The organism is Myxococcus sp. CA040A (assembly GCF_013336725.1).
Classification (GTDB): domain Bacteria; phylum Myxococcota; class Myxococcia; order Myxococcales; family Myxococcaceae; genus Myxococcus; species Myxococcus llanfairpwllgwyngyllgogerychwyrndrobwllllantysiliogogogochensis.
The window spans coordinates 15,334-28,313 of sequence record NZ_JABUMR010000025.1 but is presented as its reverse complement, the minus strand read 5'-3'; the positions used below and the strand labels follow the sequence as shown (position 1 = coordinate 28,313).

Below are 12,980 nucleotides of genomic sequence, written 5' to 3'. Positions count from 1 at the left end.
CTCATGGTGCGGGTGCATGCCTACCTCGCTGCTCGCAACGCCCAACGCTCTGCCAGTCCATCCCTGCGCCGAGCCGACCTCAGGCGTGCCGTCTGAGGCCGTTCGAGAATCACGAACTCTGGTTTAGAGGCGCTTGAGCAGCGCGCAGGCGGACGCGCCTCCCGCACCCGCGGAGATGAGCAGGACGCTCTGCCCTGAGCGCAGTGGGAGCTTCTCCTGGAGGTGCGCGAGCGCGATGCCCACGCTGGCTCCCGACGTGTTGCCTGTGAACTGGACCGTCTCCACCACCTTCGCGGGGTCCGCCCCCAGCTTGTCGGTGATGGCCCGGATGAGGTGCAGGTTGGCCTGATGGGGGACGAACCAGTCCACGTCGGCCACGCTCATACCCAGCCGCCGCAGCAGTGACGCCGCGCCCGCCGACATGTTGTCCACACCCTTCATGAACAGCGTGGCCCCGTGCTCCATCTTCAGGAAGACCTTGGTCGGGTCATCGTTCAGGTGGTGGGGAAGGCGGGAGCCTCCGGCACGGATGGCGATGATGTCCGCCATGGACGCGTCCGCACCCAGCTCGCTCGCCACGAGTTGATAGTCGGCCTGCTCGGGGCGCGGGGTCACCAGACAACTGGCGGCCCCGTCACCGAACAGGGCCGTGGTCGCCAGGTCCTCGCGGTTGAGGAACTTGGAGCGGATGTCCGCGGCGATGACCAGATGGTCGCTCCCCGTGGCCAGCGCGAGTCCTGCTCCCACATGGACGGCGCTGGTGAAGCCCGCGCAGGCGGCCACCAGGTCCAGCACGCCAATGCCATCCAGTCCCAGCTTGGGGAGGACCAGTGGCGAGGTCGGCGGGGTGGGGAAGTCACCCGACACGGTGGCCAGCAGGAGCTGGGAGATTCGCCGTCGGTCGATGGCGCAGTCCTCCAGCAGCCGCAGGGCCGCCGCCGCCGCGATGTCGCTGCACGCCTGCTCCGGCTCCACCCAGTGCCGCTTCTCGACGCCGGTCCTGTGGGTAATCCAACTGGGACGCGCCCGAGTCCCCATCCAGTCGAGTACGTCCTGATTGGTCATCACCTTCGCGGGCAGCCACGAGCGGGGCCCGAGCAGGTACACCGGTGCGGTGGGCTTCAAGAAGCTCATGGCTTCAACACTCCTTCCAATCGGAACATGGGGAGGCCCCCGGTGACATCCAGCACCGCGCCGTTGATGTACTGGTGCGCGGACAACAGGGAGTCGAGCGCTTCGCCGACGTGCTCGGGCTCACCCAGCCCCCCCTGCGGGATGACGCCGCCCATCCGCTCCACGTAGAGGGGCCTGGACCAGTACTTCTTCGTCCGCGTCGTCTTGAAGAGCCCCAGCCGCACGGTGTTGCTCAGGACGTTGAACGCGCCGTAGTCCACCGCGAGGTTGCGCATCAGCCCCTCCAGCGCGGACTTGCACAGGATGTACGCGCCATAGCGCCCCGTGCCGCTGACGGTGGAGATGCTGGAGATGAAGACGATGCGGCCCCAGCGGGCTTCGACCATGGACGGCAACAGGCGGCGCAGCAGCCAGACGTTGCCCATCAGGTTCGCGGTGACATCCTCTTCGAGCGCCGCCTGGGGAAGTTCATGGAAGCGGTGCAGGGGAGGGCGCCGAGTCCAGGCATTCAGCACCAGTCCCTGGAGGCCCTGGGCGAGCAGTCCCTCCAGAGCCGCGTCGCTGCGTCCGGGCGCGGTGAGGTCCAGCACCAGCCCCTGGGCCTTCAGCCCGTCGTCTCGATACCGCGCCCGCAGCTTCTCCAGCGAGGCTTCCGAGGACGCCGTCACGAACACCTCGTCACCCAGGGCGAGCCGTCGTCGAGCGATGGAGCGTCCGATGTCGGAGCCGCCTCCCGTGATGAGGACCCTCATGTGGCGCCCAGCTTTCGCAGCCACGCGGTCAGGGAGTCGAGGCTGTGGAACGCCTGCTCGGAGAAGTCCCGCCCGGAGATGCGCAGCGACAGTTCCTTCTCCAGCGCCGCGACGCCGAGCACCATCAGCAAGCTGTCCATTCCGTACGCGGCCAGGGGCTCGGAGGTGCCCGAGGGAAGCTCCTCCATGCCGGCGATGCGCAGGGCCTTCTTGATGCGTTCGAGCAGGTCCATGTCGGGGCTCCGCCGGTTCACTGCTTCACCCAGTGCTGCATGGCGAAGGACAGTCCTCCGCCCACGCTCATCAGCAGCACCGAGTCCCCCGGCGCGAACAGTCCCTGCTCCAGCGCCTCCGACAGCGAGAAGAGGACGGAGGCGCCGCCGATGTTGCCGACGCGGTCCGCGCTCCAGACGAGGCGGGCCTGGAGTCCTCCTTCCGCGCAGACCTGCTCGATGAGCTTGCGGTTGATTTGGTGGGCCACCACCCAGCGGACTCGCGCCAGGCCCTGGCCGCCAGGGAACATCGCGCGGAGCATCTCCAGGTAGCGTCGCAGCGCCTCCTCGCGAAGCCGGGTGCCATCTCCCGCCATCGCGTAGCCCCCCTGCTCCAGGACGTTCCTGTCGGGAGGCAGTCTCCCCGGCGTCGTGTACAGGTCCACCAGCGTTCCGTCGGTGGCGTAGAGGCACTGGCGAACCTCGAAGTCGGGCGAGGTCGGCTCACGGCGAAGCCACAGGGCCGCGCCCCCATCCGCGAGGATGAACCAGGTCTCCTTGAGGGCCGGGTTCATCACCTTGGAGAGCGTCTCCGCGCAGCTCACCATCACGTTGTCGTAGCCGCTGCCCAGCAAGGCCATCGCGAGATGCAGGCTGGCCAGGGACGTGGAGCACCCCGCCTTGAGCTCATAGGCCGCGGCATGACTGTCGAGCCGTCCCAGGATGGCCGCGGCCTGCGAGCCCGTGTAGCGGCTCGTCGTGGTGGTGCCATGAATCAGCGCTTCGATGTCGGCGCCGCCATGGCCACCCAGTGCGCGACGGGTCGCCGTCAGCGCGAGGGACTCGCTGGTCTCCTCGTCTCCTGGGGCGAGGGGCGGTTCTCCCAGGAGCGCTCCGGGCAGTCTCGCGAGGTATCTCTGGCCGAAGCCCAGTCGCGCTCGCAGCTTCCGGCCGAGCGCCTCCAGCGTCTGGGCGGAGCGGCCCTGTTGCTCGGTGTCCCGGGCGAGCAGCTCCGCGTTGGACACGGTCCGCGTTCCAGGCCACGAACGGCCATGGCCCAGCACCTGGATGCCCAGGCGTGGCTCCAGCACCTTCATGGCGCGCTCGCTTCGGCGGGAGCCTGGGGGGCCGGCGTCACCTGCGCACGGGCCGGGTTGAAGTGCTCCCACTCGAAGTTCTCGAGACGAGAGTCCTCCGGCAGCGTGTCCTTCAAGAGCTTGTTGTTGATGCCAATCCAGCTCCTCGCGCCGATGGTCGTCCGGGGCCCCACCATGGCGCCGGCTCCGAGGAACACGTTGTCACCGATGTTCACCTCGCCCAACTGCACCTTGTCGCCGAGGAACACGTGCCCGAGGACGAAGACATTCGCGCCCATCGTGCAGCCCTTGCCGATGGTGAGCAGCGGGTAGTCCGCGAGGATGGCGAAGAGGGACGAGTTCACCCCGTACGCGATGCGGGCCCCCATGGCCCGCCAGTACAGATACTTGGTGACGTAGAACGTGAAGAAGAACGGCTGGAGTCCGCAGATGCGCACCGCGTGCCCCAGACAGAGGACCGAGTACCAGGCGAGGTAGTCCCGGGACAGCTCCATCGCGTAGGTGCCCGGCCGCATGCGAGGGATGCACAGGCGCATGAGCCAGCACGTCGCCAGGAAGACTCCCGCGAGGACTCCGGGCGCGAGCAGCGCCCACGCGGCGAACCCGGGCCTGTTCCAGCTCCAGCGCAGGAAGAGCAGACATGACCACCACGCCACGAGGCCCGGCGGCAGGGCGAATGCCATCGTGATGAGGTCCACGAGGAGCACTCGCGCGAGGCCGAAGGCGCGGGACTGGTGCTTGAACCGCTGCCTCGCGGTGGCGAGCGCGTCCGTCGCGTCCTGGGTCACGCGGCCTCCTGGTGGACGGGGCTCGGCGCTTCGGGGTTGACCTGGAAGAGGGGGAAGTAGGAAGCGACGCGGGCCTCCTCGACGTCACGCGCGAGCTGGGGAATCTCCTCCCAGGTGTAGACGCGCTCGCCGTCCACAGGAGGGAGCCAGCCCATCTCCTCCGCGAAGCCCACCGCCGCCACGGCCTCCGAGTAGCGCGCGTAGTGGGTGTGGATGTGCTGGTGCCTCTTGGTGCACTCGGTGGAGCGCGAGAGGTCGATGAGCTCCGCGCCGAGCTTCCAGCCCGCGGTGGCAATCACGCCCTGGCGGCCGAGCGCCTTCAGCGTGGCCTGGAAGAGGGGCGCGCCGATGTGGTCGAGGAAGATGGAGACATCCTGGCCACGTCCCGCCTCCTTCACCTTCGCGAGGAAGCGCTTCTCCGACTGGGTGTAGCGCTGGCGGTAGCCGGAATCCGAAGCGAAGAGGGCCGGGTCCAGCATCAGGTCGGGGAACTCGCGCCGGTCGATGGGGATGATGTCCACGGAGGCGAGGTGTCGCAGGCGCTCGTCCTGGGAGGCGACCATGGCCACCCGGCACCCGGCGTACCGGGCCAGTCGGAGCTGCGCATAGGAGACGCCGCCGCCCCAGCCGACGACGAAGGGCGCGGGGCAGTCCGACTCGCTGACCTGCAGGCGCCAGCAGCCATAGGCGAGTCGCCAGTTGGACCAGGCGGTGATGTAGCGCAGGGAGAACGCGGCCCACTGCTTCAGCGAGTGACGGGTGTCGCGAGGAATGGGGACGAGCACGCGCTCGGGGAGCCGCGTCTTCCGGGCCAGCAGGCCCATGGTGTGGCTGGCGTCGTAGGCGAGCACCTTGACCGGGTAGCCGTGCTCGTCCTGCTCCGCGTTGCAGAACACGAGGCAGAGGTCTCCCGGGCGGACCCGCGTGACGGCGCTGCCGGTCTCAAGGACGCGCACGACGCCCGCGTTGCCGATGACGACCTTGTCTTCCCGACGCAGCCGACAGATGTCCACGGGCACGCGCTGGAGGGCGTGCCCCATGTTTCCCTCCCAGCAGCCATAGAGGGGCTCGGCGAGCACGTGCTCGGGACCGAGGTCCGGGATGATGAAGGACTCCTGGACCAGCTCACCCGGGACGCTCTTGCCGTCCCGCTGCTTCTCTCCGCGATGAAGGACCCAGGCCTGCGCCTCTTGCATGACCGCTCCAGTGATGCGCCGGGGGAGAGTCGCCGAGCGCGTCGAAGTGGAGGGATGATGTTGAATCCTGATTCATGCCTCAAGAATGCCCGGGGTGCGCCTCTTCCTGCCGCGAGTCCCCGTTGTCGTGGGGAATGTCGCCGCGCGGAGAAAACGCAGGTGGGGCGTCGGATGCCACCCCGATGACGTGCTCACGGAGCGACGGGAGGCAGGGGAACCGACGGGTCGTGACGAGGGCCTGCTCAGCGGGTTGTGCGCGGCGCTCATCGGCCGCGACGGGGCTGGGGGCGGGCGTGGCTTGCGCCAGGCGCTTGGGACCGTTGCCAGTGACAGTCACCGCTGACTGTCACCGGCGACAGGTCATCGCCAGCGTCACGCCTGGAATGCTTGCGTGAGTCTGGCGATCGCCGCGGGGAGACCGCGCACGCGGAGCTTCCGGCCGTGCTCGTCGTACTCCTCGTTGAGCACCGTGGTGTGCTCGTACACCTCGCCGATGCGTCCCTGACTGGCGTACGGAATCACCAGGTGGGCTTCCACCATCGACGCCTCGAAGAACTGGATGATGACCTGGCGGAGCTTCGCCACGTCGTCCGGCCGATGGGCCGAGAGCAGCACGGCCTCCGGATGCTCCGCGCGCAGTGCATCCTGCGCCGCCTGGTCCAGCCGGTCGGTCTTGTTCAGCAGGAGCTTGCTCGGCACGGTGTGCGCGCCAATCTCCCGCAGCACGGACCGGGTGACCTCCAACTGCAATTTCCAGGTCGGGTCCGATGCATCCACCACGTAGAGCAGCAGCGACGCTTCCAGCGCCTCATCCAGCGTGGAGCGGAAGGACGCCACGAGGTCGTGTGGCAGCTTCTGGATGAAACCCACCGTGTCGGAGACGAGCACGCGAGGACGGGTCTCTGGATGCAGCGCGCGCACCGTGGTGTCCAGCGTGGCGAAGAGCTGGTCGGCGACCAGGACCTCGCTCCCGGTAAGGGCGCGCATCAGGGAGGACTTGCCCGCGTTGGTGTAGCCGACGAGCGCCACCCGGAGCTGCTCCCTGCGGGCATACCTGCGATGGTCCTGCTCCTTCTGGATGACTGCGAGCCCCGCGCGCAGCTCCGCGAGGCGATCCCGGATCTTCCGCCGGTCGAGCTCCACGGCGGAGTCTCCGGCGCCACGCCCCTGCTGCCGCTCCCGGCCTCCCGAGGACTCCCGCAACCGGGGCGCGAGGTAGGTGAGCCGGGCAATCTCGACCTGCATGCGCGCCTCGTGGCTGCGCGCGTGCCGGTGGAAGATGTCGACAATCACGCCCGTGCGGTCCATCACCTGGGCGCCGGTGGCCTTCTCCAGATTGCGCAACTGGCTCGGCGACAGCTCGTGGTCGACGACCACCACCGTGGGGCGCGGCCCGCTGACGTCTTCCTCGGGCTCGGAGGCGTCGTCATCCTCGTCGACGTCCTCGGCCTCGGAGTCGTCCGTCTCGGAGTCCTCGGCCTCGGTGTCCTCCGACTCGGTGCCCTCGGTCTCAGTGCCCTCCGTCTCGGAGTCCTCGGCCTCGGTGTCCTCCGACTCGGAGTCGGTCGCCTCGGTGCCTTCCTCGGAGGTCTCCTCGGCCTCGGAGTCCTCCTCGGCGGCCTCCCACTTCGCTCGGGCCTTGGAGGTCCGGTCCCGGGCGCCCGAGGTGATGACTCCCGGCCCTCCGGTGAGCGCGGCCAGGTCCTTGAGCTTCCCCTTGCCGAGCACCGTCCCCGTGGCCAGCGCCCCTCGGCGCTGGGACACCGTCGCCACGGCGTCGTAGCCCAGGGTGTGCACCAGCCTCTTGAGCTCCGCGAGGTCCGCGGCGTGCTCCGTGTCCGTCACGCTGGGAAACTGGACGCCCACGAGGACGGCACGGGGGCGAACAACTGGCGGGGTCTTCGACATGGGCATGCTCGTAACACGGTGAGGCCCCAGGTGGGGTAAAGCTGGCCTGCCTCCCCGGTTCCAGGCGACTGTCGCCTGGGGGAGCAGGCGACTGGCGACCTCCGTCCGACAAATGCCATGAGAGACCTCATCCAGACGGTTGGCGACCTGCTGAGCCGTGCGCCCGCGAGCGATGACGAGTCGCCTGCCTTTCGCCCAGCCTCCGCGTGGCTCCTCGTCTGCCTCATGCGCCAGCTCGTCCGTCAGCGCTGGCTCGTCCGTATCATCGAAGAGCGACTCACCCCGAAGTGGGACGAAGGCGAAGAGGATGGGGACGTCCCGGGTCTCGAGGGCTGGACGTACGACTTCCATGGACGCGGCTGTTGCCTCTCCAGCGCTGGCGAAATCCTGGACGTCGATTTCCACGGAGACGAGGGGACCACCATCGACCCCTACTTCTTCGCGACCCGCCTCCACTCCCTCTCCGCGCCAGGGGTTCCCGAGGTCCGTCTCATGGCCCTGCTTCCGGGCCGCGACCTGGTGGTGAGCGCCATCCGGGAACTCCAGAACCAGGGGCTCCTGCGGCACCCGACCAGTGAGCATGTCTTCCGGCTCCCGCCGGAGCTGGAGGCCCTGGCCGAGGCAGCCGAAACCCTGGACCTCGGCTCGCGGCAGGCACGCGAGCAGAGCTTCGTCCTGCTCGGAGACTTCGAGGCGCTGGAGGACAGCACGTTCGCGGCGAGGGCGCGGGAGGCACGGGAGGCACGCAAGCAGTGGCTCCTGGCGCGGACGACCGCCCCCACCTCGGCGGGTGATGCCCTGGCCGCGCTTCAGGAACTCTTGCCTCCCGACGCGTTCGTCCAGGCTTGCGCGCGAGTCCTCTCCGGCCCCATCTCCTCGGCGATGGGAGATGCGATTGAGCGGTTGGACACGCTGCCGGGCGTCGCGGGAGGCCCCGCGGTGTTCGCGCTGCTCCAGCGCTTGTCCCCGGAAGAGCATCACCCCTATTCACTCCATGCCGCCGCCAGCTACCTGCTTCGCCGTCAGTTCGAGCGGGAGAGGGTGCTCGCGGCGGTGCTCGCTTTCGCTCGGGTGGACAAGGTGAAGGGCTACGGAGGCAATCCCTTCGACGGAGACTTCGCGCTCCTGGCCCTGGAGCATGCGCCTGAACACGCCCTGGAGTTGGTGCGGCGCGCGTTGCGCTCCTCCGTGCCCTATTGCCGGATGCGAATCGCCACCGTCCTCTGTGTCCTGGACACACCGTGGACTCAGCGGGAGTTGAGCGCGGCCCTCCAGGAGCGCGCCGCGTCGGACGCGGGAGATTCCAAGTACCTCCAGCTCGCGCTCGCACGGAGCCAGTCCCCATGGGCCCGAGCCATCGCCGCGCGGTGGGGACGCCAGCAACCGCCTCCCGCCACCGCGGAGATCGGCTTCACCCATGAGGAGGTGATGGCCGCCAACGCGGACAGCTGGTTCGACGCCGAACTCGAGAAGGCCCGCGCCTGGGTCCAGCGGACGCGGATTCAAACACCGCACGAGCCAGGGTGAGACGCCCCCAGGCTCCAGGGGCGTCCCGTCCCGAGCGACACTGCTGGAGGACGGCTCAATCGCAGCGCTGGACGTCCTCGGTGATGAAGCCGTTGCGGCTGGAGATGCTCCGGTCGTAGCAGTCGCCGGGGAACCCGCTCACCCGGTAGCGATGCGTGGAGGTCCCCACCGCGTTGCGCTGCGCCCGGGGGACGCCCAGCGTGTACGCGGCCTCTCCGGTGAAGACGTCACTGCTCTCGCGGTGCGCCAGCGTCTGGAGACCTCGGAGGTCGAACGCGTCCTCCGCGTCGTTCATGGTGATGGTCGTGGTGAGCCGGTTCTCGGGCGTCACGCTGATGAGCCCGTCGAGCACGAAGCGCTTGTCGGAGCGGCTCACCGTCGGAAAGAGGTCGCGACCCACGACGGTGACGGTGTTGGTGTCATTCCACGTGGCGGTGAGCTCGTCCGGGTTCTCCATGTCGCCCAGCCAGCGGTGCATGCTCGCGTTGGACACCTTCTGCTCGACCGTCGTCAGCTCCCAGCCGCGCGAGGTCTTCACGTAACCAGACACGCGCAGGTGCTGGCCGCCTTGCGTGTCCACCTGGTGCCAGCCGTCCACCAGCGCGTACGTCGAGTCATTCGTCAGCGCCCCCAGCGAGTGCTGGAGCAGTCCGCCCGTGACGCGCGCGGCGTGCGAATCCCGCCAGACGAGGACGTTGGTGGGCAAGTCCCACCCGGGGCGTCCCTCGGGGACCCCCAGCACGCTCACCCGGAGTTGGTGCGGCTTGCCGTCCGTCAGCAGGCCCACGAAGGGGGTGAGGTCATACGCGATGGGGCGGATGTTGAAGGCGCGCGGCGCCGGCAGCACGTACCAGAGGAACGGGTTGGACCAGCCGCCCGTGTACACATGCGGGAAGGGCATGGCGATGCCCGCCACCTTTCCATCCACTTCAATCCGCACCTCGCGGTACGGGCCCGCGTCGGCGGGGCACGAGTACGGCACGACGGTGGGCGCGGTGATGTACCAGAACTCCTCGCAGCCACCGCCCGAGCCCGTCGCGTAGACCTCCGCGATGAGCCGCGTGGTGTTCTGGGGCACCGTCACCTCGCCCACCAGCGCGCTTCCCTCCCGGCGCGGGTTGACGAGCGGAAGCACGTCGCTGGCGGTGCTGGCCGGGGGCAACCGCCGTCCCTGCGCCGGGTAGAACGTCAGGTACACCTGCACGTCCAGCACGCCCGTGTACGTGTCGTTGACCACGTTGCCAATCAGCATCCACACGGGCTGGGACTGGCGCAGCAGCGGCGCGTAGGCGGTGACATCCTTCTCCACCGACCACGCGATTCCCTCGCGAGACGGCTCGGGCGTGGATGTCTTGAACAGGGTGACGCCTCCCACCTCCAGGTGGCCCAGGCGGTCGTACTGGACGCCCTGGACCTTGCCCTCCATGCGCAGCACTACCTTGTGCCACGGCCCCGGGCAATCCGCGGGCGGCGTGAAGGTGCCGGTGAAGGGCGTGAAGTCGTCGAACTTCTCGTCGACGATTCGGACGGTGCACGACGCCGTCGCCGGCCGCTCCACCGTGGGGACGGCCGTGCGAGGGTCATCCCAATCCGTACCGAACTCAGGGGGCGGCTCGACGGCCAGCGCGGGCAGCGCCGCGCCGAGGGCGAGGACTGCCGCGGCGAATGCTCCGGGGAAAGGACGCACGGCTTTTCCTTGGTAGGCGGTTAGTCCGTGGAGACTAGGCCTCGCCGGTGCCGTGGGCAATGCGCGAGCTTCCGGTGCGAACCCGCCCCGGTGTCGGACACTCGCGGAGCGCCGAGGGCACCCGGGCCCCCGCGTCCGGCGAGGGGCTTTCCGAGCAGGGCCGCTGTCATCAGGGCCATGGCCGCGCGGCTCGGGTCATCAACTTCCACGCGCGAGTCGCGCTTCTCAGCGCTTCGGTTGACGCGCCTTGTTGGCCACACGCTTCTTCTTCGCTCCGCTCGAAGGGCCGCGCTTGTGTCGGGGTGTCTTGCGCTTCGAGGGGCGCTGCTTGCCGTCTTGCAGCGCCCGGTCGAGCGTGCGACCGGCGCCCGCCACCACCCCGTCCTGGCCCAGGGTCCCCTTCAACGTTTCGTCCACCGCACCGCCGGGAGCGAGCGTGCCCTTCACGGTGCCACCCACGTCTCCCAAGACGCGTGTCAGCGCGCCTCCGGGTCCAGTGGCCCCCTTGGCGACATCGCCGACGTCGTGAACCGCCTCGGAGATGGCGCCTCCGGGCCGAAGCGTTTCGTGGGTGGCCTCTCCCACCTCCGAGATTGCGTGGCCTACCGGGCGCAGAAGGCTTGCGAGCAGCTCCGGGTTGTTGTCCACCGTCTGCAGGGCGCGATTCAGGATCTCATAGACGCGCTGGAGCCGGACCTTCAGCAGGGCCTGCGCCTCCACGCCCTTGATGGTCAAGGCCACCCGGTCGATGTCCACCTCCGCGCCTACGTCCAGCTTCACCAGATTGGCGAGCTCCGCGTGCAGGGCCACCCGCGCGTGCAGTCTCTCCACGTCGAGTGATATCTCGTCCACCTTCACCGTCGGCACGTCGAGCAGCACGTCAGGAGTGGTCTCGATAGGCCCTTCATCGGCGCCCGCCACGGCGAGCACGTGGCGGGTGTCTTCGCGCGTCACCTCACCCGTCGGGCGTCCGATCTTCCCCGAAGGCGCGTCCCGTCGGGCTTTCTTCGCGCCGGACCTCTCCGCGTCCCGTTTCCACGGATTCCATTTCGCCACGGTTGACTCTCCCTCGTGGCCCAAACCTGGGGACGTCTCGCGACCTGTCATCCTCGGGGTCGTCCGCCCTGACCGGTGGGTCTGGGTGCCTCGTGGGACGCGGGCGGACGCAGGCATGGCCTCTCGAACAGGAGGGCCTCGGGCCCTGCCTCTCCGCGGGGCCTTCCTATCTTTGAGACTCACCGCGAAATGTCACGCCTCCACGTGTGGAGCGGGAGAGAACCCATGCCAGAACGTCGAGGCAAGCCCACCCGACGTCGCCGTCCCTCGGGGCGCACGGCCACACCCTCGAAGGGCCCTTCGCACCGAGTCATGACCCGGCGCACGCGGGGCGACTCGGCGTCCACGCAAGCCCCGGAGAACTCCGACCTCGACGCGGTCATCAGCGCGAAGGCGAAGGGACGCTCACTCGAAGTCCACGCCCTTGAGGGGGTGCGAGTGCGCACCTGGGCGCCGCCCGACGCGCGGCGCGTCCATGACTCGCACCGGGTCGGGCTCCCCGCGCACCTCGCGCCGGGCGAGCACCACGGTCCTTTCGAAGCCGGAATGCGAGTGGGGGTGCGACTGCCCGACCCTCCACGCCTTCATGGAGAGTCGCCTCCCGTCCGGCCTCGTCGGAAGCGTTCGAGCAAGCCGCGCCGCCCCTGAGGCGCTGGCCTGCTTCGAGGCTGCCCGCGGTCAGCCGCCTTTTCGCTCGCCGCGCTTTGCCGTGCGCTTGGGAGAGGTGTCGGGTTCTTTTTCAGTCAGCCGCTCGGCCGCCGACGTGATGGCCATCCGCCGAAGGCTTGAAACCGCGTCCTCGAACTGCCCGGAGCTCTCCAACTCGTCGGCGAGCCCTCGGAGCTTGTCCGCCGCGCGTGTATAGGCCCGCCGCTCCGCGTGGGAGGAGGGGAGGAGGGAGGCCGAGAGGAAGCCCACGGCCAGGGCGCCCAACCCGAGGCCCACGGGATGGGCTCGCACCGTGCGCTCGGTCCAGGAGCGGGCCTGGGCCACACGGGCACGGGCCTCGTCCCGGGTCGGCATCCGCTCCTTGAGCGTTCCCGTGACGGCCTGTCCCTTTCGCTGAACGGAGCGCAGGGTCGCCAGGGTGCTCTCCCGGGCCCCACGCCGGGGAGGCCCGTCGTCCGCCCGTGCGGGTGCCTGCTTCTTGTTCGCGGCCTTCTTCATGTTTCGGCCCTCCCCTCGGTATCCGTCACACCGCTGGCGCGGAACACGCGTCCGGCGATGAGCCCCACTCCCAACAAGCCCGAAATCAACCAGCCGGGGCGCTGTCTCACCTGACGCCCCGCGTGCTCCATGAGCTCTCCGACCGAGTGCTGGTCCAGTCGTGATGAGGCGCCACGCAGCACGCGTTCGCCTGTCTCGAGCATGTGCTGAGACAGGGGACTGGGGGTCCGCCGGGTGGCTTGCTCCAGACCTCGGGCCGCGTCCTCCAACGCCTGGGCGAGGTCTCCGCGCTGAACGTCCAGCCGCTCGATGACCCGGTCGCGAGCGAATCCCGCCGCATGCTCCAAGGGCTGCCGTTTCAGCCTCTTCCTGGGTGTCTGGCGTTGCGTGTCGCCGCGCGTCCGCCGCTCGCCCTTCGCCTTCGCCGAGCCCATGACGTGCCCTCCTTCTGTTCCC

General features: G+C 69.1%; 12 protein-coding genes. 1 reads left to right on the top strand and 11 read right to left on the bottom strand.

Features of this window, described 5'->3' with window-relative positions:
- Positions 1 to 123: 123 nt before the first annotated feature.
- The 7 genes from HUA75_RS45780 to hflX form a co-directional block, all read right to left on the bottom strand.
- Positions 124 to 1,134, bottom strand: coding sequence for a 3-oxoacyl-ACP synthase III family protein (locus HUA75_RS45780; RefSeq protein ID WP_174479035.1), 1,011 nt, complete (start codon positions 1,132 to 1,134; stop codon positions 124 to 126).
- Positions 1,131 to 1,886, bottom strand: a complete 756-nt coding sequence (locus tag HUA75_RS45775) for an SDR family NAD(P)-dependent oxidoreductase (RefSeq protein WP_174490095.1) — start codon at positions 1,884 to 1,886, stop codon at positions 1,131 to 1,133. Before HUA75_RS45775 ends, HUA75_RS45780 begins: the two co-directional genes overlap by 4 nt.
- Positions 1,883 to 2,119, bottom strand: a complete 237-nt coding sequence (locus tag HUA75_RS45770; protein WP_174490094.1) for an acyl carrier protein — start codon at positions 2,117 to 2,119, stop codon at positions 1,883 to 1,885. The genes HUA75_RS45775 and HUA75_RS45770 overlap by 4 nt, the downstream gene beginning before the upstream one ends.
- Positions 2,120 to 2,136: 17 nt before the next feature.
- Positions 2,137 to 3,195, bottom strand: coding sequence for a 3-oxoacyl-ACP synthase III family protein (locus HUA75_RS45765; RefSeq protein WP_174490093.1), 1,059 nt, complete (start codon positions 3,193 to 3,195; stop codon positions 2,137 to 2,139).
- Positions 3,192 to 3,983, bottom strand: coding sequence for a DapH/DapD/GlmU-related protein (locus HUA75_RS48175; RefSeq protein WP_174490092.1), 792 nt, complete (start codon positions 3,981 to 3,983; stop codon positions 3,192 to 3,194). Before HUA75_RS48175 ends, HUA75_RS45765 begins: the two co-directional genes overlap by 4 nt.
- A complete protein-coding gene (locus HUA75_RS45755; RefSeq protein ID WP_174458002.1) occupies positions 3,980 to 5,179 on the bottom strand; it encodes a zinc-binding dehydrogenase in 1,200 nt (399 codons plus the stop codon). The genes HUA75_RS48175 and HUA75_RS45755 overlap by 4 nt, the downstream gene beginning before the upstream one ends.
- A 372-nt stretch (positions 5,180 to 5,551) precedes the next feature.
- A complete protein-coding gene (hflX, locus tag HUA75_RS45750) occupies positions 5,552 to 7,087 on the bottom strand; it encodes a GTPase HflX (protein WP_141641553.1) in 1,536 nt (511 codons plus the stop codon).
- Between the two features lie 117 nt (positions 7,088 to 7,204).
- Here hflX and HUA75_RS45745 point away from each other — a divergent pair, with 117 nt between their 5' ends.
- Positions 7,205 to 8,614 carry a hypothetical protein gene (locus HUA75_RS45745; RefSeq protein WP_174490091.1) on the top strand — a complete coding sequence of 470 codons (1,410 nt, stop codon included), beginning with the start codon at positions 7,205 to 7,207 and terminating at the stop codon, positions 8,612 to 8,614.
- Positions 8,615 to 8,669: 55 nt separating this feature from the next.
- On the opposite strand, the gene HUA75_RS45740 is transcribed toward HUA75_RS45745, so the two are convergent.
- From HUA75_RS45740 to HUA75_RS45725, 4 genes are all read right to left on the bottom strand, one after another.
- A complete protein-coding gene (locus tag HUA75_RS45740; RefSeq protein WP_174490090.1) occupies positions 8,670 to 10,301 on the bottom strand; it encodes a peptide-N4-asparagine amidase in 1,632 nt (543 codons plus the stop codon).
- 225 nt (positions 10,302 to 10,526) lie between these two features.
- Positions 10,527 to 11,357 (bottom strand): hypothetical protein, encoded by an 831-nt coding sequence (locus HUA75_RS45735; protein WP_246137042.1) that lies wholly within the window; start codon positions 11,355 to 11,357, stop codon positions 10,527 to 10,529.
- 678 nt (positions 11,358 to 12,035) lie between these two features.
- Positions 12,036 to 12,524, bottom strand: a complete 489-nt coding sequence (locus tag HUA75_RS47405) for a hypothetical protein (protein ID WP_246137043.1) — start codon at positions 12,522 to 12,524, stop codon at positions 12,036 to 12,038.
- On the bottom strand, positions 12,521 to 12,958 hold the full coding sequence (locus HUA75_RS45725; RefSeq protein WP_246137044.1) for a hypothetical protein: 438 nt from the start codon (positions 12,956 to 12,958) through the stop codon (positions 12,521 to 12,523). The genes HUA75_RS47405 and HUA75_RS45725 overlap by 4 nt, the downstream gene beginning before the upstream one ends.
- Positions 12,959 to 12,980 lie beyond the last annotated feature (22 nt).